This window comes from Streptomyces sp. NPDC002499, from assembly GCF_053595415.1.
Window position 1 is genome coordinate 274564 of the sequence record NZ_JBSFXO010000009.1, and the last position, 20606, is coordinate 295169.

The 20606-nt window shown below is 71.4% G+C and carries 16 protein-coding genes; 9 read left to right on the forward strand and 7 right to left on the reverse strand.

All coding sequences use genetic code 11. The features are described from left to right. Positions 1–27: 27 nt before the first annotated feature. Together ACWD5F_RS26525 and ACWD5F_RS26530 are read right to left on the reverse strand one after the other, a co-directional pair. The gene (locus ACWD5F_RS26525) at positions 28–684 is read right to left on the reverse strand and encodes an MBL fold metallo-hydrolase (RefSeq protein WP_451257947.1); all 657 of its coding nucleotides are present in this window, start codon (positions 682–684) and stop codon (positions 28–30) included. Positions 685–751: 67 nt separating this feature from the next. After that, positions 752–1438, reverse strand: a complete 687-nt coding sequence (locus ACWD5F_RS26530; protein WP_451257949.1) for a maleylpyruvate isomerase family mycothiol-dependent enzyme — start codon at positions 1436–1438, stop codon at positions 752–754. Positions 1439–1661: 223 nt separating this feature from the next. On the opposite strand from ACWD5F_RS26530, the gene uvrA reads away from it, so the two are divergent. Next, complete coding sequence (uvrA, locus tag ACWD5F_RS26535; RefSeq protein WP_451257951.1) at positions 1662–4694, forward strand: excinuclease ABC subunit UvrA; 3033 nt, start codon at positions 1662–1664, stop codon at positions 4692–4694. A 129-nt stretch (positions 4695–4823) separates the two neighbouring features. Here the strand turns inward: uvrA and ACWD5F_RS26540 are convergent, their stop codons facing one another. From ACWD5F_RS26540 to ACWD5F_RS26555, 4 genes are all read right to left on the reverse strand, one after another. Next, positions 4824–5735, reverse strand: coding sequence for a carbohydrate kinase family protein (locus ACWD5F_RS26540; RefSeq protein WP_451257952.1), 912 nt, complete (start codon positions 5733–5735; stop codon positions 4824–4826). Continuing rightward, positions 5732–6826 (reverse strand): LacI family DNA-binding transcriptional regulator, encoded by a 1095-nt coding sequence (locus ACWD5F_RS26545; RefSeq protein WP_451257954.1) that lies wholly within the window; start codon positions 6824–6826, stop codon positions 5732–5734. Before ACWD5F_RS26545 ends, ACWD5F_RS26540 begins: the two co-directional genes overlap by 4 nt. A 149-nt stretch (positions 6827–6975) precedes the next feature. After that, positions 6976–7932 carry a hypothetical protein gene (locus ACWD5F_RS26550; RefSeq protein WP_401729581.1) on the reverse strand — a complete coding sequence of 319 codons (957 nt, stop codon included), beginning with the start codon at positions 7930–7932 and terminating at the stop codon, positions 6976–6978. A 214-nt stretch (positions 7933–8146) separates the two neighbouring features. After that, on the reverse strand, positions 8147–8521 hold the full coding sequence (locus tag ACWD5F_RS26555; RefSeq protein ID WP_451257957.1) for a response regulator: 375 nt from the start codon (positions 8519–8521) through the stop codon (positions 8147–8149). Between the two features lie 205 nt (positions 8522–8726). Between ACWD5F_RS26555 and ACWD5F_RS26560 the strand changes: the two genes are divergently transcribed. From ACWD5F_RS26560 to ACWD5F_RS26570, 3 genes are read left to right on the forward strand one after another with little or no spacing between them, the layout of a single operon-like run. Further along, positions 8727–10106 (forward strand): ABC transporter substrate-binding protein, encoded by a 1380-nt coding sequence (locus tag ACWD5F_RS26560; RefSeq protein ID WP_451257959.1) that lies wholly within the window; start codon positions 8727–8729, stop codon positions 10104–10106. Next, positions 10103–11488, forward strand: coding sequence for an ABC transporter substrate-binding protein (locus ACWD5F_RS26565; protein WP_451257961.1), 1386 nt, complete (start codon positions 10103–10105; stop codon positions 11486–11488). The genes ACWD5F_RS26560 and ACWD5F_RS26565 overlap by 4 nt, the downstream gene beginning before the upstream one ends. Before the next feature lie 9 nt (positions 11489–11497). Further along, positions 11498–14266 (forward strand): PAS domain S-box protein, encoded by a 2769-nt coding sequence (locus tag ACWD5F_RS26570; RefSeq protein WP_451257963.1) that lies wholly within the window; start codon positions 11498–11500, stop codon positions 14264–14266. A 128-nt stretch (positions 14267–14394) separates the two neighbouring features. Here the strand turns inward: ACWD5F_RS26570 and ACWD5F_RS26575 are convergent, their stop codons facing one another. After that, positions 14395–14640: a hypothetical protein gene (locus ACWD5F_RS26575; protein ID WP_451257965.1), complete on the reverse strand. Its 246-nt coding sequence runs from the start codon at positions 14638–14640 to the stop codon at positions 14395–14397. A gap of 154 nt (positions 14641–14794) precedes the next feature. Between ACWD5F_RS26575 and ACWD5F_RS26580 the strand changes: the two genes are divergently transcribed. From ACWD5F_RS26580 to whiA, 5 genes are all read left to right on the forward strand, one after another. Then, the gene (locus ACWD5F_RS26580) at positions 14795–15469 is read left to right on the forward strand and encodes a response regulator transcription factor (protein ID WP_451257967.1); all 675 of its coding nucleotides are present in this window, start codon (positions 14795–14797) and stop codon (positions 15467–15469) included. A 63-nt stretch (positions 15470–15532) separates the two neighbouring features. Continuing rightward, entirely contained in the window at positions 15533–17563 is a 2031-nt protein-coding gene (gene uvrC, locus ACWD5F_RS26585) for an excinuclease ABC subunit UvrC (RefSeq protein WP_451257969.1), read from the forward strand. After that, positions 17560–18528 (forward strand): RNase adapter RapZ, encoded by a 969-nt coding sequence (gene rapZ, locus ACWD5F_RS26590; protein WP_401729569.1) that lies wholly within the window; start codon positions 17560–17562, stop codon positions 18526–18528. Before uvrC ends, rapZ begins: the two co-directional genes overlap by 4 nt. Continuing rightward, complete coding sequence (locus tag ACWD5F_RS26595) at positions 18525–19592, forward strand: gluconeogenesis factor YvcK family protein (protein WP_401729568.1); 1068 nt, start codon at positions 18525–18527, stop codon at positions 19590–19592. Before rapZ ends, ACWD5F_RS26595 begins: the two co-directional genes overlap by 4 nt. Further along, on the forward strand, positions 19583–20572 hold the full coding sequence (gene whiA / locus ACWD5F_RS26600; RefSeq protein ID WP_020120074.1) for a DNA-binding protein WhiA: 990 nt from the start codon (positions 19583–19585) through the stop codon (positions 20570–20572). The genes ACWD5F_RS26595 and whiA overlap by 10 nt, the downstream gene beginning before the upstream one ends. The last annotated feature ends 34 nt before the right edge of the window (positions 20573–20606 follow it).

Sequence of the window (20606 nt, forward strand, 5' to 3'; positions counted from 1 at the left end):
CCGGCCCGTGTTGATCACCCGACCGTTTCACCACCCGCGCGCGTGCCACTCCGGCAGATGCGGGCGTTCCGTGCCGAGCGTCGTGTCGTGGCCGTGGCCCGGGTAGACCCAGGTCTCGTCGGGAAGCGTGCCGAAGATCTTGGTCTCGACGTCGTGGATCAGGCTGGCGAACGCCTTCGGGTCCTTGCGGGTGTTGCCGACGCCGCCGGGGAACAGGCAGTCGCCGGTGAACACATGGGGATGCCCGTGCGGGTCGTCGTAGACGAGGGCGATCGAACCCGGGGTGTGCCCGACCAGATGGCGTGCGGTGAGCTCCGCGTTCCCCACCCGGATGGTGTCGCCGTCGTCGACGAGGACGTCGGTCGGTACCGGGATGCCGTCGGCGTCGGCGCGGCCCGCGTAGGTGCGGGCGCCGGTGGCCTCGACGACGCGGGCGAGCGCCTGCCAGTGGTCGCCGTGCTGGTGCGTGGTGACGACGGAGGTGATCCCGTCCTCGCCGATCGTGCCGAGCAGGGTGTCCGCGTCGTTGGCCGCGTCGATCAGCAGCTGCTCGTCCGTGGACCGGCAGCGCAGCAGATAGGCGTTGTTGTTCATCGGGCCGACCGCGATCTTCGTGATCATCAGGTCCGGGAGCTCGTGCACGTCCGCCGGGCCGCCGACCGTCACCTGTCCGCTGTACGTCATGACGGCCAGCCTATAGGGGTGGGCGGCCCGGGAATCGTGCGCCTCTTACAGAGGAGGACGACCTGGCCTACAGAGGCGGAAGCCCCGGCAGTGCCCCGCCCTCGACCGTCAGGCCCGAGCCGTCGCGGCGGCCCGCGAGCCAGCCCAGGAGGTCGGCGGGCGAGCCCGTGACGGTGATCGCGGGGGCGTCCGCCGCGCGGCCCGTGCTCCACGCGTGCGTGCCGTCCGTCAGCCGCGTCGGCGGTACGTCGGGATGCCCGGCGAACCGCTCGGCGAGGAAGTCGGTCTCCCGCTCGGTGAACTCCGCCGGCAGATCCTCCAGCTCGTAGCCGACACCGAGGTCCACGTGGTGCAGCTCCACCTCGATCCAGCGCCGGAACGGCACCCGCGCCGCGGAGTCGGTCACGCCGTTGCGCAGTTCCACCGTGCGCGACCAGTCGGCGGGCGCGGCGCCCGTCTCCTGGAAGCGGACCGCACTGTCGCGCAGGTCGGCGAGCTGCACGTCGAGGGGGCGAGGCGCGTCCCGCTCGATGTCGGCGTCGCGCGCCTCCCCGTCGACGTACATGGGACGGCCCTCGAAGACGTTCACGAGCGCGTCCGCGTTGCGGGCGAGATGGGCGAGGACGTGGCCGCGGGTCCAGCCCGGAAGCCGTGACGGCTCGGCCGTCGAAACGTTGTCCAGTTTGGCGGCTGCGGTGAGCAGCCGGTCGGTCGCGTCACGTACAGACGCCAGGTCATGAGCGTGATCAATCATGCTGCTGACACTAGCGGCGCCACTCCTTTGGGTGAAGGTGGTGAAGCTGTGCCGTAAATCGAATGCACGTGCTATATGGTCGGGTGCGGCGTCGGGCATGCTGGATGGCCCGGGATTGTTGAGCAACTCGGAATCCGACCGGCGTTGTCAGTGGCTCCCCCTACTCTGAAGAAGCACGGGGGCCTCGCCCCTGTCACTTCACTCAAGAAAGGTGCGGACCGGCGTGGCCGACCGTCTCATCGTCCGTGGCGCGCGCGAGCACAACCTGAAGAACGTCTCGCTCGACCTGCCACGCGACTCGCTCATCGTCTTCACGGGCCTGTCCGGGTCGGGCAAGTCCTCCCTGGCCTTCGACACGATCTTCGCCGAGGGCCAGCGGCGCTACGTGGAATCGCTCTCCTCGTACGCCCGTCAGTTCCTCGGCCAGATGGACAAGCCGGACGTCGACTTCATCGAGGGTCTGTCTCCGGCGGTCTCCATCGACCAGAAGTCGACCTCGCGCAACCCGCGCTCCACGGTCGGCACCATCACCGAGGTCTACGACTACCTGCGTCTGCTCTTCGCGCGCATCGGCAAGCCGCACTGTCCCGAGTGCGGCCGCCCGATCTCGCGCCAGTCGCCGCAGGCCATCGTCGACCGGGTCCTGGAGCTGCCCGAGGGCAGCCGCTTCCAGGTGCTGTCCCCGCTGGTGCGCGAGCGCAAGGGCGAGTTCGTCGACCTCTTCGCCGACCTGCAGACCAAGGGCTACAGCCGCGCGCGCGTGGACGGCGAGACCGTTCAGCTCTCCAGCCCGCCCACGCTGAAGAAGCAGGAGAAGCACACCATCGAGGTGGTCATCGACCGCCTCACGGTGAAGGACTCCGCCAAGCGCCGCCTCACCGACTCCGTGGAGACCGCGCTCGGTCTGTCCGGCGGCATGGTCGTGCTCGACTTCGTCGACCTCCCCGAGGACGACCCCGAGCGCGAGCGCATGTTCTCGGAGCACCTGTACTGCTCCTACGACGACCTGTCCTTCGAAGAGCTGGAGCCGCGCTCCTTCTCCTTCAACTCGCCCTTCGGCGCCTGCCCCGACTGCTCCGGCATCGGCACGCGCATGGAGGTCGACCCGGAGCTGATCGTCCCGGACGAGGACAAGTCCCTCGACGAGGGCGCCATCCACCCCTGGTCGCACGGCCACACCAAGGACTACTTCGGCCGACTCGTCGGCGCCCTCGCGGACGCGCTGGGTTTCCGGACCGACATCCCCTTCGCCGGTCTGCCGCAGCGCGCCAGGAAGGCCCTGCTCTACGGCCACAAGACCCAGATCGAGGTGCGGTACCGCAACAGGTACGGCCGCGAGCGCGTGTACACCACGCCGTTCGAGGGCGCCGTGCCGTTCGTGAAGCGCCGGCACAGCGAGTCCGAGAGCGACGCCAGCCGTGAGCGCTTCGAGGGCTACATGCGCGAGGTGCCCTGTCCGACCTGTCAGGGCACGCGCCTGAAGCCGATCGTCCTCGCCGTCACGGTCATGGGGAAGTCGATCGCCGAGGTCTCCGGCATGTCCATCAGCGACTGCGCGGAGTTCCTGGGCGAGCTGAAGCTCAACGAGCGCGACAAGAAGATCGCCGAGCGCGTGCTGAAGGAGGTCAACGAGCGGCTGCGCTTCCTGGTCGACGTCGGCCTGGACTACCTCTCCCTCAACCGCGCGGCCGGCACGCTCTCCGGCGGCGAGGCCCAGCGCATCCGCCTGGCCACCCAGATCGGCTCCGGCCTCGTCGGTGTCCTCTACGTCCTGGACGAGCCGTCGATCGGCCTGCACCAGCGTGACAACCACCGGCTGATCGAGACCCTGGTCCGACTGCGCGACATGGGCAACACGCTCATCGTCGTCGAGCACGACGAGGACACCATCAAGGTCGCCGACTGGATCGTCGACATCGGCCCCGGCGCCGGCGAGCACGGCGGCAAGGTCGTGCACAGCGGCTCCCTGAAGGAACTGCTCGACAACGCCGAGTCGATGACCGGGCAGTACCTGTCCGGCAAGAAGGCCATCCCGCTGCCCGACATCCGCCGCCCGCTGGACCCGTCCCGCCGGCTCACGGTGCACGGTGCCCGGGAGAACAACCTCCAGGACATCGACGTCTCCTTCCCGCTGGGTGTCTTCACGGCCGTCACGGGCGTGTCGGGCTCCGGCAAGTCGACGCTGGTCAACGACATCCTGTACACGCACCTGGCGCGCGAGCTGAACGGCGCGAGGAACGTGCCGGGGCGGCACACGCGCGTGGAGGGCGACGACCTCGTCGACAAGGTCGTGCACGTCGACCAGTCGCCCATCGGCCGCACCCCGCGGTCCAACCCGGCGACGTACACCGGGGTCTTCGACCACGTCCGCAAGCTGTTCGCCGAGACGACCGAGGCGAAGGTGCGGGGCTACATGCCCGGCCGCTTCTCCTTCAACGTCAAGGGCGGCCGCTGCGAGAACTGCGCGGGCGACGGCACGATCAAGATCGAGATGAACTTCCTCCCGGACGTCTACGTCCCGTGCGAGGTCTGCCACGGCGCCCGGTACAACCGGGAGACCCTGGAGGTCCACTACAAGGGCAAGTCCATCGCCGACATCCTGAACATGCCGATCGAGGAGGCCACGGACTTCTTCGAGGCCGTTCCCGCGATCGCCCGGCACCTCAACACCCTCAAGGACGTCGGCCTCGGTTACGTCCGGCTCGGTCAGTCCGCGACCACGCTGTCCGGCGGCGAGGCGCAGCGCGTGAAGCTCGCCAGTGAGCTCCAGCGCCGTTCCACCGGCCGTACGGTCTACGTCCTGGACGAGCCGACCACCGGGCTGCACTTCGAGGACATCAGCAAGCTGCTGACGGTCCTGTCCGGCCTGGTCGACAAGGGCAACACGGTCATCGTCATCGAGCACAACCTCGACGTCATCAAGACCGCCGACTGGGTCGTCGACATGGGCCCCGAGGGTGGCGCCGGCGGCGGTCTCGTGGTCGCCGAAGGCACGCCCGAGGAGGTCGCGGGCGTCCCCGCGAGCCACACCGGCAAGTTCCTGCGGGAGATCCTCGACGCCGACCGCATCAGCGACGCGGCGGCCCCGGTGAAGGCTCCCCGCAAGACGGCCGCCAAGAAGGCGGTCGCGGCGAAGTCACCGGCCAAGAAGACGGCGACGGCCAGGACGACGACCACCGCGGCCGCGAAGAAGGCGACCGCCACCACCAAGAAGGCGGCCCCCGCGAAGAAGACCACGCGGGCCCGCAAGGCCTGAACAGGTACGGCAACACACAGCGACTGCGCCCCGCGGGTAACTCCCCGCGGGGCGCCGCCCGTTGTGCGCCGAGCGGGCAATCACCCGTAGAGCGCCGCCCGTTGGACGTGAGCCCTGAACACCGGCCCCCTAGATCTCGCCCACCTCACGCGCGTACGGCGGCTCCGCCCCCGCCCGTGAGCAGGTGATCGCCGCCGCGCGGGCCGCGAAGTTCAGCAGTCGGGTCCAGCCCTCCGTACCCAGGCCCGACAGCCCCTCCGCGGAAAGCGCGTCCATGACGGTGAGGCCGTGCAGCAGCGCCGCGTTCACGGTGTCGCCGGCGCCGATCGTGTCCACCACGTCGACCTTCGCGCCCGGCACGGAGTACTCCGCGCCCTCCTTGGTGAACGCGGTGAGCCCGGCGCCGCCCCGCGTGATCACGACGGCCGCCGGCCCCGCGGCCAGCCACTCGCGCGGGGTGCCGCCCAGCCACTGGGCGTCCTCCTCGGAGAGCTTCAGCAGCGACACCGAGGGCAGCCAGCCGCGGAACCGGGCCCGGTAGGCGTCCGCGTCCGGGATGAGCCCGGCCCGGATGTTGGGGTCGAGCGCGGTGAAGACACCTTGCGCCGCCGCCGCGCGCATCAGGGACTCGTAGGCGGTCGCGCCCGGTTCCAGGACGAGTGAGCAGGTGCCGAAGGACACGGCTCGGGTCCCGGTGGGGAGCGCCGGGGGAGCGGCGAACAGCCGGTCGGCGGTGCCCTCGACGTAGAAGGAGTAGGCCGCCGAACCGTGCGTGTCGATCGTGGCGACCGCGAGCGTGGTCGGCTCCGTGCCGCGCTGTACGGCCGACACGTCGACGTCGGCCTTGCGGAGCCCGTCGAGCAGGGCCTCACCGAAGGCGTCCCGCGAGGTGCGGGAGCAGAAGGCGGTGGGCGAGCCGAGGCGGCCGAGGGCGACGGCCGTGTTGTACGGGCCGCCGCCGAGCGCCGGCTGAAGGCCCGCGAGGGCACCCGTGCCCTGCGGTACCAGGTCGATCAGGGCCTCACCGGCGACGACGATCACGAGTCGGTTCCTTTCTCGGACGGAGTGGGCCGCTCGGGGCAGCCGCAGGAGGTGCGGTGGACGAAGGCACAGGCGAGCCGAACCGTCCGGGCGGGCCGGTCCGGGGCGGCGAGACGGTCCAGGAGCAGCCGGACCGCCTGCGCGCCGATCTCCTTGCTGGGCTGGGCGATCGCGGTGAGCCGGGGTGTGAACAGGTCCGCCCAGGCGAAGTCGTCGAAGCAGCACAGGGCGATGTCCTCGGGCACGGACAGACCCCGCTCGCGCAGCGCACGCAGCGTGCCGATGGTCATCGCGTTGTTGGCGGTGACCAGCGCCGTCGGCGGGACGGCGAGGGACAGCAGCGCGTCGGTGGCCCGTTCGGCACCGGCCGCCTCGGAGTCGCCGTGCACCAACAGGCGTTCGTCGTACGGGAGTCCCGCGGCGGCGAGTCCGTGCCGGTAACCGGCGATGCGCTCGCGGGTGGTGCTGAGCCCGGGCCGACCGGCTACCAGGGCGATCCTGCGGTGGCCCAGGTCGGCGAGGTGGGTGACCAGACGGGTGGTCGGTTCGGCGCTCTCGGCGCAGATCTGGTCGTGGTGGGGTACGGCGGCCGAGTGTGTGCCGTCCGGCGGGGTGCCGTCCCCTTGCCCGCTTTCCGCCCCGACGCCGATCAACCGGTCCAGGAACACGGCCGGCACCTCGTGGCGTCCGAGATACGCGAGGAGTTCACGCGGATCCGGCGAGGGCGCGACGATCATGCCGTCCACCCGCCGCTCGTGCAGGAGTTGGACCACCTTGCGCTCGTGCACGGGGTCGTCGTGGGGATCGGCGATGAGGAGGCTGTAGCCGTGCTCCAGTGCGGCGGCCTCCACGCCCTGGAGGATCTCCGTGAAGTACGGGTTGCTGATCGCGGACACCGCGAGCCCGATGGAGCGGGTGCGGGAGGTCACCAGGGAACGGGCCAGGGTGTTCGGGGTGTAGCCGAGCCGGTCGATGGCGTCCAGGACGGCCTGGCGGGTGTGGGGGAGTACGGGCCGGGTGTCGTTCAGGACATGGGAGACGGTGGCCACCGACACCCCGGCGTTCTTCGCGACGTCCACCATGGTCGCCAACGTGATCCCCTCCCGGGCCGGTCGGACGGGCCCTCCGGGCGGGAACGTATCTCATCCGGCGGCCGACGTAAACGCTTACGCAAGCGTTTACGCCCGCAGGCGAGGCGCACCCCTCACTCCACGGACCGCTCACTTCACGGCGACCCCGACTACTCCCAGTCCCACCCGATCCCCACGATCCCCGTCCGCACCCGCGGTTCGACGAGGTGGACCGAGTGGTGCAGGCCGCTGAGGTGCAGCTCCTGGCGGCCGCTGCGCGGGGCCGCCGCCGAGTGCTGGGCGAACCGGTGACAGCGGGTCGGCAGGACCTGCTCGTCGAAGCACACCTGGAGCGCGTACTGGCCGCCGGCGGGGCCGAACCCGCGCACGAACTCGCGGCACACACCGCCCGTGCCGTCGTCGACGCCGTAGCGGAAGAGGAAGGTGTCGCCGGCTCTCAGCCGGGTGTCGAAGAGCAGCTCGGCCACGAGCACACCGGTGTCCTGGTGCACGAGCACGCGTCCCGTGCGGCAGTTCTCCAGCGCGTGCACCCGCATCCGTTCCGGCACGCACCCCGGGTCGCCGTGGTGGACGGCCACGAAGCGGTCGACGCCGTTCTTGTGGGCGCGCACGATGTGGTGCGACTCGCGCCCCGCCAGTTCGCGGTGGGCCCCTATGCGGACCCGCTCGTGGTGGCCCAGGGTGTGCAGCCCGCCGTCCGGCGGCAGGTCCAGCTCGGCCAGCAGCCGGTCCAGGACGCCCGACGCCTCCACCAGGGAGCGGTAGGTGCGGGCCGCCGGGCGCTGCTCGCAGGTGGGCTCGTCCGGCTCGGCGAGCAGCCGGATCAGGGACTCCTCGGGCAGCTGGAGTATCTCCTCCAGGGCCCGTACCGCGCGCATCGACTCGGGGCGCTGCGGGCGCCGGGCGCCCTGCTGCCAGTAACTCAGGCTCGTGACGCCGACCTTGACCCCGTAGCGCGACAGATGGTGCTGCACCCGCTGCAGCGGCAGTCCGCGGGCGGCGATCGCCGCGCGCAGCGCGACGTGGAAGGGGCCGCCCCGCAGGGCCGAATCCAGTTCCGCGGTGGCGAGGGCGCCGACGTCCGCGTGCTGTGTGGCGTGCGGCATGCAGAGGGCCTTTCTGTGAATGCTCACTTCGGCTGGTCAGACCGGTTCACGCTGGTGGGTCGGGGCCGTGCCGACGGCGTCGGGGCACGTCTTCACATCCGTACGCCGTCGTTCGAGGCCCCGAGTTCCCCCGCATTGAAGCGTGTTGACCAAGTCCCGACAACACCTGAGGCTCAACCGCGACACACTCCTGGCCGAGACACGATCAGTGGTCTCAAGTCGCTCCGTCGGTCCCGTCGTCGCCCAGCACCTCCCGGATGGCCTGCGCGGACAGGCGGGACTTGGGCAGGAAACCGCGGGCCGAACTGGCCGCCACGAGCTCCTGGAAGTCCTCCAGCGCGTGCGTCGAGATCAGGATGATCACGGAGGAGACGGTGCGGGAGAGGTCCGCCGCGATGTCGAGACCGCTCTCGCCGTCGAGGTCGAGATCCACCAGCACGATGTCGGGAGCCAGTTCAGCCGCCCGCGCGAGAGCCTCGGCACCCGTCGAGGCCATGCCCACGACGGGTATTCCGTCGCGCTCGAGGAGCGTGCGCGCGGCCTCCAGAAACCGGATGCTGTCATCTACGAGGAGACAGCGCATGGACATGCAGACAGCGTGCCAATCGGATGCTGATTGCGCTTTCCGGCTACCCGGAAGAACTTCGCGAGCCGGGTTACCGGTCACCTGGAATGTGCTGAAGTCCTTTGCCGAACAAGCGGGTTCACGCTTACCCAGCGCAGCGTCACGTGACCGCCGGTAGCATGGAGGCGCCCTGGGGAGGCCGCGGTGTCCGGTCGAGTGGGGGTGCGCGATGAAGGCGTCGCCGAGCAGTTCGGGAGTCCGTCGAAGCCGTCGCGCCCTGGTCGCCGGCCTGTCGGCGGTCGCCCTGTTGCTGGCCGGTTGTGGTGGTGGGAGCGACGACTCCAAGTCCGACCGGGCGCACGGGGACACGACATGTGACGGCCGGATCGAGGGGACCGCGCATGTCACCGTGTGGTTCCACTCGGGCCCCTCGGGCGAGGTCGCCACGCTGCAGAAGCAGGTCAAGGAGTTCAACAGGGCGCAGCGGCAGGTCCGGGTCGAACTCGTGAACCTGCCCGAGAACCGGCCCTACACCGACCTGGTCGACTCCGCGGCCGCCAGCGGCGACCTGCCGGACCTGCTCGACTTCGACGGCCCGAACCTCTACAGCTACGCCTGGTCGGGCAAGTTGAAGCCGATCGACTCCTGTGTGCCCGAGAACCTGCGGGAGGATCTGCTGCCCTCGATCCGCCGACAGGGCACGTACGCGGGCCGGTTGTGGGGCATCGGCACCTTCGACTCCGGACTCGGCCTGTACGTGAGGTCGTCGGTGCTGAAGAAGGCCGGTATCCGGATTCCGCAGGGCACCGCGGACGCCTGGACCGCCGACGAACTGACGGGCATCCTCGCCGAACTCCGCGAGCGGGGCTACCGGACGCCGCTCGACGTGGGGCTGCTGTTCGTGAAGCCGGGCGAGGAGTGGAACACGTACGGCTTCGCTCCCGCCGTATGGTCGGCGGGCGGTGATCTGATCGATCCGCACACCTACTCGACGGCCGATGGCTACCTCAACAGCCCTGAATCCGTGCGGGCGTTGACCGTCATGCAGGACTGGGCCGAGGCGGGGTACATCGACCCGAACAAGGACGAGAAGGCGTTCGACAAGGGGCGCAGCGTCATCTCCTGGAGCGGGCACTGGCGTTATCCCGAGTACACCAAGGCGTTCCCGGGTGACGTGGCGATCGTGCCGCTGCCCGACTTCGGTCGGGGGACCGTCACCGGCATGGGGTCCTACCAGTGGGGCGTCACGGCCGGGACCGCCGACGGGGACGCCGTCTGGCGCTTCCTCGCGTACCTGATGCGGCCGGAGCAGATCCGGCGGATGAGCGTGGCCAACGGCGGGATCCCCGCCACGAACAGCGCCGTGCGGCTCGCGCCGAAGTACGACGCGGGCGGCGGCGAGCACCTGTTCATCGAGCAACTGCGGGACGGTGTCGCGCGACCGCGGCCGCAGACGCCCGCCTATCCCGCGATCACCAGGGCGTTCTCCGACGCCTTCGCGAAGATCATGCTCGACCGGGCTCCCGTCAAGGCCGCGCTCGACCAGGCGGCCGCGGCCGTCGACAAGGACCTGGCGGCCCACGACGGCTATCCGCAGAAGGGGTCATGACCGGGGACGCCCCGCCCCGGTGGCCCCGCGCGACGGACGCCCGAACGGCGACGGCGTTCCTGCTGACCGCCGCCCTGGTCCTGGCGGGCTGCACGGGAGGCGGCGCCGACGGCAGGGGATCCCCGAAGCCGGGCGGCGACACGACCTGCGACGGGCGGATCGACGGCACCTCGCAGATCACCATCTGGTACCACTGGCCCACGGCTCAGGGCGAGTTGACGACCCTGCGGACCCAGGTACGGCGGTTCAACGCGTCCCAGCACGACGTGAAGGTCACCCTCATGACCCTTCCGGACGGCGACTACGACGCCGAGGTGCGCGCCGCCGCGGCCGGCGGCGGCCTGCCCGACCTGCTCGACTTCGACGCCCCGAAGCTCCTCGGCTACGCCTGGGCCGGCCGGCTGAGGCCGCTCGGCTCCTGCCTGTCCGACGCCCTGCGGGCCGACCTGCTGCCCTCGATCCTCCAACAGGGCACGTACGCGGGCCGGTTGTGGGGCATCGGCACCTTCGACTCCGGACTCGGCCTGTACGTACGGCCGTCGGTGCTGAAGCGGGCCGGCATCCGGATTCCGCAGGGCACCGCGGACGCCTGGACCGCCGAAGAGTTCACGGGCATCCTGAGGAAACTCCGCGAGGAGGGGTACGAGGCACCGCTCGACCTCGGGCTCCGGTACTCGACGCCGGGCGCCGAGTGGAACACGTACGGCTTCGCTCCCGCGGTCTGGTCGGCGGGAGGTGACCTCATCGATCCGAAGAACCACCGCACGGCCGACGGCTATCTGAACGGCGCAGACTCCGTCCGGGCGCTCACCGTGCTGCGGAAGTGGGTCGGGGCGGGTCTCGTCGACCCCGGCGCGGATGACAAGGCGTTCAGCTCGGGCCGCAGCCCCATCTCCTGGTCGGGGCACTGGAGATGGCGCGAGTACGCCGAGGCGTTTCCCGGTGACATCACGATCGTGCCGCTGCCCGACTTCGGCCACGGCACCGTCACCGGGATGGGCTCCTGGCAGCGGGCCGTCCCCGCGAACGGCGCCGACCCGGACGCCGTCTGGCGGTTCCTGGCCTTCCTGCTGAACCCCGACGAGGTGGTGCGCATGACGGACGTCAACGGCGCGATACCGGCGACCCGAACGGCGACCGAGCGCACCGCGCAGTTCCGCGGGACAGGTCCGGAGCGGCTCTACATCGAGCAGTTGCAGAACGGCACGGCCCGGCCCCGGCCGCGTACCCCCGCCTACGGCGCGGTCTCCGACGCGTTCTCTCGCGCCTTCACGAAGATCGTCCTCGACGGGGCGCCGGTCGGGCCCACACTCGACCGGGCGGTCGCGGCCGTCGACAAGGACCTGGCCGACCACCGGTACTACCCGCCCGCCGGCCGGTGAGGTCCGACCATGCGCAGCTCAGGACCCGCGGGACCGAGCGACCGGAGCGACCGGGCGCCCGGCGGGTTCGACGGGCTCGGGGGTGAACGCGTCCCCTTCCTCGCGCGCCTCCGGGTCGGCAGGAAGCTGATGCTGCTCGTCCTGCTGCCGGTGACCGGCCTGTTGGCGTTCACGGCGTTCAGCGGGGTCGCGCAGTGGGAGGAGGCGCGGACGCTGGGGCGGTTCCACACGGCGACCGAGGTGTCGTTCGCGACCACCGCGGTCTCCGACGCCGTCGCGGAGGAGCGGATCGCCGCCGTGGAGGCCCGGTTGCGCCCCGCGCCGGGCACGCTGGCCGAACGGTCCGCGGCCGAGCGGGCCACCGTCCGGGCCCTGACGCGGGCCACCGAACGGGCCGTCTCCTGGCCGGAGGTCGACGTCGCGGGCCAGCTCGACGCCGTCGGCCGCCGACTGCACGCGGTGCGGGTGCAGACGGGCACCGGCTCGCTCACCGCCCGCGCGCTCGCGCAGGAGTACCAGGGCGTCGAGGACGAACTCCTCGACACCGTCGGCGCCTTGGAGGCCGGACGCCCCACCCGGGCGTCGGGCCGGGCGGCCGACGCGCACGACGCGATCCTGGGAGCCGTCGAGGCCGCCGAACGGGAGCGGGCCGAGATCGCCATCCTGCTCGACGCGCCGCCCGACCAGCGACCCGCGGCCGTGGGACGCTGGCCCGCCCTGGAGGAGGCCCAGCTGCGGGAGTTCCGGCAGAACACCTCCGACCGGCTGCGGGCCGAGCTGTACAGCACCCAGTTCGAGGCGCCGGGCCGGGCCGTGCGCAAGGTGCGCGACCTGCTCACCGCGCCCGACCCGAAGGCCGCCGCCTGGCCGTCGTACACCCTCTGGCTGGCCGATTCCACGGCGCGGATCGACTCCCTGCGCGGCATCCAGGATCAAGCGGCGCGCGAACTCGCCGGGACGGCCGCGGACGACCTGCGCAGCGCCCGCGTCCGTTCGGTGCGCGACCTCGCCGTCTCCCTCGCCGTGCTGGCCGTCGTCACCGTCCTCGCGCTGGCCCTGCGGCGCTCGATCACCCGGCCGCTGGGCGAGGTCTCGGCCGGCGCGCGGGCCCTGTCGTCCGGCGATCTGTCGTACGACATCCGCTACGCGGGGCGCGACGAACTCGGCGACGTCGCCGACACATTCCGCGAACTGCGGGTCACCACCGAGAAGTTGGCCGCCGAGATCCGGTCCATGAACACCGCGATCGACGACAACCGGCTCGAACACCGCGCCGACGCCGTCTCCTTCGACGGCACCTGGGCCCAGCTCCTGGGCGGCATGAACGCCACGATGGCGTCCTTCGCGGCGGCACACGGCCGGCGCAGGAAGGCCGAGCGGGAACTGGAGAGCATCTTCAACCTCTCGCCCGACCTGCTGTGCATCACCGGAGTCGACGGCTACTTCAAGCGCGTCAACCCGGCCTTCGAACGCACCCTCGGCTACTCGGGCGAGGAACTGCTGGCCAAGCCGTCCATCGAGTTCGTCCACCGCGAGGACCGGCACACCACCCGGGTCGCCCTGGACCGGCTGGCCGGCGGCGTCGAACTCGCCGAGTTCGAGAACCGGTACGTACGCGAGGACGGCACCGAGTGCTGGCTGCAGTGGAGCGCCAGGGCGGTCCCCGAGGAGGGTCTCCTCTACGCCGCCGCCCGTGACGTCACCGAGAGCCGGCGCACCGCGCGGGAACAGAGCGCACTGCGCCGGGTCGCCACGCGCGTGGCCCACGGCGAGTCGCCGGAACGCGTGTTCGGGGCCGTGGCCGACGAGGTGGGAGACCTGCTGAGCGTCGGCGCCGCGGCAGTGCTGCGCTACGAGTCCGACGGCACCCTCACGGTCCTCGGCGCCTCGCCCGCTCGCGCCCCGGTCGTCGGGGGCGGGAGAGCCGAGAGCGAGGCGGCGGCGCGTGAGGTGGCCCGCACCAGGACCGCCGCGCGCGTGGGCCGCTCGGTGGGGGCGCCGATCGTCGTGGACGGCCGGCTGTGGGGCGTCGTCGTCGCGTCCTCGCCGCTGGAGCCGCTGCCCGACGGGACCGAGGCGCGCCTTGCCGACTTCACCGAGTTGATCGCCACCGCGGTCGCCAAGGCCGACAGCCGCGCCCAGTTGACGGCCTCACGCGCGCGTGTGGTCGCCGCAGGGGACGCCTCCCGGCGGCGCATCGAGCGCGATCTGCACGACGGCGTCCAGCAGCGGCTCGTCGCCCTCCAACTGGACCTGCGCCTGGCCGAGTCCATGATCACCGACCGGAGCTCCGAACTCGCCCAGCAGATCGCCCACGTGGGCAAGGGCCTCGACGACGCCTCCCAGGACCTGCTCCAGGTGGCCCGCGGCATCCACCCCGCGATCCTCTCCAAGGGCGGCCTCGGACCCGCCCTGCGCTCCCTGGCCCGCCGCTCCGCCGTGCCGGTGGAACTCGACCTCCGACTGCCCGCGCGGCGGCTCCCGGAGCAGGTGGAGGTGGCCGCGTACTACGTCACCTCCGAGTGCCTCACCAACGCGGCCAAGCACGCGCACGCCAGCGTGGTGGAGGTCGCGGCGAAGATCCACGACGACGTCCTGGAGCTGACCATCCGTGACGACGGCGTGGGCGGCGCGGAACCCGGCCGCGGCTCCGGGCTGATCGGGCTCGTCGACCGGGTCGAGGCGATCGGCGGCACGCTCGACGTCGCCGGCCCGCCGGGAAAGGGCACCACCATGGACGTACGGCTGCCGCTGACCGGACCGGCCACGCACGCGTGACCGCCCGGCCGTACGCGGGGGGAGTCGTCGAGGACGGGGGAGCCTTCGACGCGGTGACGTTGCGTACGTCCGGGCGGTCCTTCGGACGGAGAGGCGTCCGTCCGGCTCTGGGGGGCGGTCGAGGCCGCCTACTCGTCCGGCCGTGCGGCCGGTGCGGGCCGCTCCGGTCGCGGCAGCCGCTTGGCGCGCACCAGGTCGGGGTCCCTGGGGTCCAACAGGTCCCTCCACGCGTGCGTGCCGGGCGAGTACCGGCGGACGCGGACCGACCGCCGTCGTTTGTCGATCCGCGTCCGCCGCATCTCCCGCAGCCCTTCGATCCACGACCCGCCGGCTCCGGAGTGCGCCCGAACCGGCCGGTCCCCTTGCGTCTGCACTGCTACGAGAATCGCCTGTGAACGCCCCCGTGTCGTCATGGCAGGCCGCCAATTCCAGTTCCCGCTAGCCGGAACTCCGCCGGTCGGGCAGGCTGTTGAGCGCACCGCATCGGTCGGGCGATAGGTCGGGCAAGGGGAGCGGGGAGCCGGAACCATGGACGCCGCATCACAACGACCCGTGCGCGGACGGGTCGTCCTCGCCGACGACGACGTGCTGCTCAGAGAGGGACTGGCCAGCCTGTGCGAGCGGGTCGGATTCGACGTGGTGGGCCAGGCGGGTGATGCGGTCCGGCTCCTCGAGCTGGTCGCCGACGAGCGCCCCGATCTGGCGATCGTCGACATCAGGATGCCGCCGGACCACTCCACCGAAGGCCTCAAGGCCGCCCGCACGATCCGGGAGCGCCACCCCGACACCGGCATCCTCGTCCTGTCGGCGTTCGCCGAGGTGGAGGACGCCCTGGAGCTGCTGGCGAGCGGCCAGAAGGTCGGCTATCTGCTCAAGAGCCGCGTCACCGTCGTCGACGAGTTCATCGAGGCCCTGGAGCGGATCAACCGGGGCGGCTCGGTGGTCGACCCCTCCCTCGTGCAGGAGCTGTTCTCCGCCCAGCGCCGCGACGATCCCCTCTCCCACCTGAGCGCCCGCGAGCGCGAGGTGCTGGCATTGATGGCCGAGGGCCGCTCCAACGCCGGCATCGGCCGCCGGCTGTGGGTCACCGAGGGCACCGTCGAGAAGCACGTCCGGAGCATCCTGGGCAAGCTCAGCCTCCAGGAGGACACCGACGACCACCGTCGTGTCCTGGCCGTTCTCACCTTCCTGGAATCCCGCTAGGACTGTGCGGGGGTTGTCCACAGGCTCGTCGTCGTGTCAGTCCGCGCCAGTAGGGTGTGAGACATGGCCGATCCCTCCAGCTACCGCCCCAGGCCGGGTGAGATCCCGGACTCTCCGGGGGTGTACAGGTTCCGCGACGAGCACCGCCGGGTGATCTACGTCGGAAAGGCGAAGAGCCTGCGCCAACGCCTGGCGAACTACTTCCAGGACCTGGCGAACCTGCACCCGCGCACCCGGACGATGGTCACCACGGCCGCGTCCGTGGAGTGGACGGTGGTGTCCACGGAGGTCGAGGCCCTCCAGCTGGAGTACTCCTGGATCAAGGAGTACGACCCGCGGTTCAACGTCAAGTACCGCGACGACAAGAGCTACCCGTACCTCGCGGTGACGATGAACGAGGAGTACCCGCGCGTACAGGTGATGCGCGGTCACAAGCGCAAGGGCGTGCGGTACTTCGGGCCCTACGGGCACGCGTGGGCGATCCGCGACACCGTCGACCTCCTGCTGCGCGTCTTCCCCGTCCGCACCTGCTCCGCCGGCGTCTTCAAGAACGCCACCCGCACCGGCCGCCCCTGTCTGCTCGGCTACATCGGCAAGTGCTCCGCGCCCTGCGTCGACCGCGTCTCCGAGGAGGAGCACCGCGAACTGGCCGAGGAGTTCTGCGACTTCATGGCCGGCCGCACGGGCACGTATCTGCGCCGCCTCGAGAAGCAGATGACGGTGGCGGCCGAGGAGATGGAGTACGAGCGGGCGGCCCGGCTGCGCGACGACATCGGGGCCCTGAAGAAGGCCATGGAGAAGAGCGCGGTCGTCCTCGCGGACGCGACCGACGCCGACCTGATCGCGGTCGCCGAGGACGAGCTGGAGGCGGCCCTCCAGATCTTCCACGTGCGCGGCGGACGCGTCCGCGGCCAGCGCGGCTGGGTCACCGACAAGGTCGAGGAGGTCACCACCGCCGGCCTCGTCGAGCACGCCCTCCAGCAGCTCTACGGCGAGGAGAAGGGCGACTCGGTCCCCAAGGAGGTGCTCGTGCCGGCCCTGCCCGACCCGGTCGAGCCCGTCCAGGAGTGGCTCACCGAGCGCCGCGGGTCGATCGTCTCGCTGCGCATCCCGCAGCGCGGCGACAAGAAGGCCCTGATGGAGACCGTGGAGCGCAACGCCCAGCAGGCGCTCGCCCTGCACAAGACCAAGCGCGCCTCCGACCTCACCACGCGCTCGCGCGCCCTGGAGGAGATCGCCGAGGCCCTCGACCTGGTCAGCGCCCCGCTGCGGATCGAGTGCTACGACATCTCGCACCTCCAGGGCGACGACGTCGTGGCCTCCATGGTCGTCTTCGAGGACGGCCTGCAACGCAAGAGCGAGTACCGCCGCTTCCAGATCAAGGGCTTCGAGGGCCAGGACGACGTCCGCTCCATGCACGAGGTGATCACCCGCCGCTTCCGGCGCTACCTCGCCGACAAGGAGAAGACCGGGGAATGGGCCGACGGCGAGGACACGTTCACCGAGGAGGACGGCCGCCCCAAGCGGTTCGCCTACCCGCCCCAGCTCGTCGTCGTCGACGGCGGTCAGCCGCAGGTCGCGGCCGCCAAGAAGGCGCTGGACGAGCTGGGCATCGACGACGTCGCGGTGTGCGGCCTCGCCAAGCGCCTGGAGGAGGTCTGGCTCCCGGACGACGACGACCCAGTCGTTCTGCCCCGCAGCAGCGAGGGCCTCTACCTGCTGCAACGCGTCCGCGACGAGGCACACCGGTTCGCGATCACCTACCAGCGCAGCAAACGGGCCAAGCGTTTCCGCGCCAGCCCCCTGGACGACGTCCCCGGCCTCGGAGACGCACGCAAGCAGGCTCTTCTTAAGCATTTCGGTTCGCTGAAGAAACTTCGATCCGCCACCATCGACCAGATCTGCGAGGTGCCCGGCATAGGCCGCAAGACGGCCGAGACGATCGCCGTGGCACTCGCCCAGGCGGCCCCGGCCGCACCCGCTGTGAACACGGCGACGGGAGAGATCATGGAAGAGGAACCGAGCACGACGGGTTCCAGCGGGCAGCCCGTGACGACGGGCGCCCCGGACGAACGACGGGGGCAGGAGACATGAAGGTGAACAAGACCGATGGGCACGACGCGCAACAGAACCAAGGCGGAGACGGAGCACAGGTGAGTACGGGCACGACCGGCGAGACGACCGCGCCCACGGACGCGGCCATCCCCGAGCTGGTGATCATCTCCGGCATGTCCGGGGCAGGGCGGTCCACGGCCGCGAAGTGTCTGGAGGACCTCGGCTGGTTCGTCGTGGACAACCTGCCGCCGGCACTGATCCCCACCATGGTGGAGCTCGGCGCCCGCTCGCAGGGCAACGTGGCACGGATCGCGGTCGTCGTCGACGTCCGCGGCCGCCGCTTCTTCGACAACCTCCGCGAATCCCTCGCCGACCTCGACAGCCGGGGCGTCACCCGCCGGATCGTCTTCCTGGAGTCCTCCGACGACGCCCTGGTCCGCCGCTTCGAGTCGGTGCGCCGCCCGCACCCCCTCCAGGGCGACGGCCGCATCGTCGACGGCATCGCCGCCGAGCGCGAGCTGCTGCGCGAACTGCGCGGCGACGCCGACCTGGTGATCGACACGTCCAGCCTCAACGTGCACGAGCTGCGGGCCAAGATGGACGCCCAGTTCGCCGGCGAGGAGGAGCCCGAGCTGCGGGCCACCGTCATGTCCTTCGGCTTCAAGTACGGACTCCCGGTCGACGCCGACCTGGTCGCCGACATGCGCTTCCTGCCCAACCCGCACTGGATCCCGGAGCTGCGCCCCTTCAACGGCCTCAACGAGGAGGTCTCGGCGTACGTCTTCAACCAGCCCGGTGCCAAGGAGTTCCTCGACCGCTACGCCGAACTGCTGCGGCTCATCGCGGCCGGCTACCGCCGCGAGGGCAAGCGGTACGTGACCATCGCGATCGGCTGCACCGGCGGCAAGCACCGCTCGGTCGCCACCGCGGAGAAGCTCGCCGCGCGCCTGGTGGCCGAGGGCGTGGAGACGGTGGTCGTGCACCGGGACATGGGACGGGAATGACAGGACGTAGTCCACGGCTGGGCATGCTGCGCCGGGCGGTGCCCGAGGGGCGTACGACCCGGCCCGTCGAGGCCCGCGGCGGCAAGCCGCGCCGTCGCGGCGCCCAGCCCAAGGTCGTCGCCCTGGGCGGTGGCATGGGTCTGTCCGCCTCGCTCGCCGCACTGCGCCGGATCACCGGCGACCTCACCGCCGTCGTCACGGTGGCCGACGACGGCGGCTCCAGCGGCCGGCTCCGGGACGAGCTGGGCGTGCTGCCGCCCGGCGACCTGCGCAAGGCGCTGGCCGCGCTGTGCGGCGACGACGACTGGGGCCAGACCTGGGCCCGGGTCATCCAGCACCGCTTCCAGTCCAAGGGCGACCTGCACGAACACGCCGTCGGCAATCTGCTGATCGTGGCCCTGTGGGAGCAGCTCGGCGACCACGTGCAGGCCCTCGACCTGGTCGGCAAGCTGCTGGGCGCGCACGGGCGCGTGCTGCCCATGTCCGCCGTGCCCCTGGAGCTGCAGGCCCTGGTCAAGGGCCACGACCCGGACCGGCCCGAGGACGTCGATACGGTCCGCGGCCAGGCGACCGTGGCGCTGACCACCGGCGAGGTCCAGTCCGTGCACCTCGTGCCGAACGACCCGCCGGCCGTCCCCGAGGCCGTCGAGGCGGTCCTCGACGCCGACTGGGTGGTGCTCGGTCCCGGCTCCTGGTTCTCCTCGGTGATTCCGCACCTGCTGGTGCCGGAACTGCTCGACGCGCTCACCCAGACGAAGGCCCGCCGGGTCCTCTCGCTGAACCTCGCGCCGCAGCCCGGAGAAACCGACGGCTTCTCACCGCAGCGTCATTTGGAGGTTTTGGGACGACACGCCCCTAAACTCGCCCTGGACGTGGTGCTGGCCGACGAGGCCGCCGTGCCCGATCGCGATGTGCTCACCGAGGCCGCCAAGCGGCTCGGAGCCGCGGTCGAGCTGGCCCCCGTGGCCCGGAACGACGGAACTCCGAGGCACGACCCGGAGCTGCTGGCCGCCGCGTACGACCGTATTTTTCGGATGCATGGAAGGATCGGCCCATGGCGATGACGGCAGCGGTGAAGGATGAGATCTCCCGGCTCCCCGTCACCCGGACCTGCTGCAGAAAGGCGGAGGTATCCGCGATTCTGCGGTTCGCCGGCGGCCTTCACCTGGTCAGCGGGCGCATCGTGATCGAGGCGGAGCTGGACACCGCGATGGCGGCCAGGCGCCTCAAGCGGGACATCCTGGAGATCTTCGGGCACAGCTCCGAACTGATCGTGATGGCACCCGGCGGACTGCGCCGCGGCTCGCGGTACGTGGTGCGGGTGGTCGCCGGCGGGGACCAGCTGGCCCGCCAGACCGGCCTGGTGGACGGTCGGGGCCGGCCGATCCGCGGACTGCCCCCGCAGGTGGTCTCTGGGGCCACCTGCGACGCGGAGGCGGCCTGGCGCGGCGCCTTCCTGGCGCACGGCTCGCTCACCGAGCCCGGCCGCTCCTCCTCCCTGGAGGTGACCTGCCCGGGACCCGAGGCAGCGCTCGCCCTGGTCGGCGCCGCCCGCCGGCTGTCGATCGCCGCGAAGGCCCGTGAGGTGCGCGGCGTGGACCGGGTGGTCGTGCGGGACGGCGATGCGATCGGCGCCCTGCTCACCCGGCTCGGCGCGCACGAGTCGGTGCTGGCCTGGGAGGAGCGCCGGATGCGCCGCGAGGTGCGGGCCACGGCGAACCGTCTCGCCAACTTCGACGACGCCAACCTGCGCCGCTCCGCCCGGGCCGCGGTCGCCGCCGGCGCGCGCGTGCAGCGCGCCCTGGAGATCCTCGCGGACGACGTCCCCGAGCACCTCGCCGCCGCGGGCCGGCTGCGCATGGACCACAAGCAGGCCTCCCTGGAGGAGCTGGGTGCGCTCGCCGACCCGCCGCTGACCAAGGACGCGGTGGCCGGGCGGATCCGCCGGCTGCTCGCGATGGCCGACAAGCGGGCCTCCGACCTCGGCATCCCGGGCACGGAGTCCAGCATCACGGAGGAGATGGCCGACAACCTGGTCGGCTGACTCGGCGCAAGCGCAACACGCCGGTGTCGATGGC

Coding starts and splice junctions, on each gene's coding strand:
- ACWD5F_RS26525 (WP_451257947.1), bottom strand. CDS start 684: ATGACGTACAGCGGACAGGTGACGGTCGGCGGCCCGGCGGACGTGCAC.
- ACWD5F_RS26530 (WP_451257949.1), bottom strand. CDS start 1,438: ATGATTGATCACGCTCATGACCTGGCGTCTGTACGTGACGCGACCGAC.
- ACWD5F_RS26550 (WP_401729581.1), bottom strand. CDS start 7,932: ATGCCGCACGCCACACAGCACGCGGACGTCGGCGCCCTCGCCACCGCG.
- ACWD5F_RS26555 (WP_451257957.1), bottom strand. CDS start 8,521: ATGTCCATGCGCTGTCTCCTCGTAGATGACAGCATCCGGTTTCTGGAG.
- ACWD5F_RS26560 (WP_451257959.1), top strand. CDS start 8,727: ATGAAGGCGTCGCCGAGCAGTTCGGGAGTCCGTCGAAGCCGTCGCGCC.
- ACWD5F_RS26565 (WP_451257961.1), top strand. CDS start 10,103: ATGACCGGGGACGCCCCGCCCCGGTGGCCCCGCGCGACGGACGCCCGA.
- ACWD5F_RS26570 (WP_451257963.1), top strand. CDS start 11,498: ATGCGCAGCTCAGGACCCGCGGGACCGAGCGACCGGAGCGACCGGGCG.
- ACWD5F_RS26580 (WP_451257967.1), top strand. CDS start 14,795: ATGGACGCCGCATCACAACGACCCGTGCGCGGACGGGTCGTCCTCGCC.
- uvrC (WP_451257969.1), top strand. CDS start 15,533: ATGGCCGATCCCTCCAGCTACCGCCCCAGGCCGGGTGAGATCCCGGAC.
- rapZ (WP_401729569.1), top strand. CDS start 17,560: ATGAAGGTGAACAAGACCGATGGGCACGACGCGCAACAGAACCAAGGC.
- ACWD5F_RS26595 (WP_401729568.1), top strand. CDS start 18,525: ATGACAGGACGTAGTCCACGGCTGGGCATGCTGCGCCGGGCGGTGCCC.
- whiA (WP_020120074.1), top strand. CDS start 19,583: ATGGCGATGACGGCAGCGGTGAAGGATGAGATCTCCCGGCTCCCCGTC.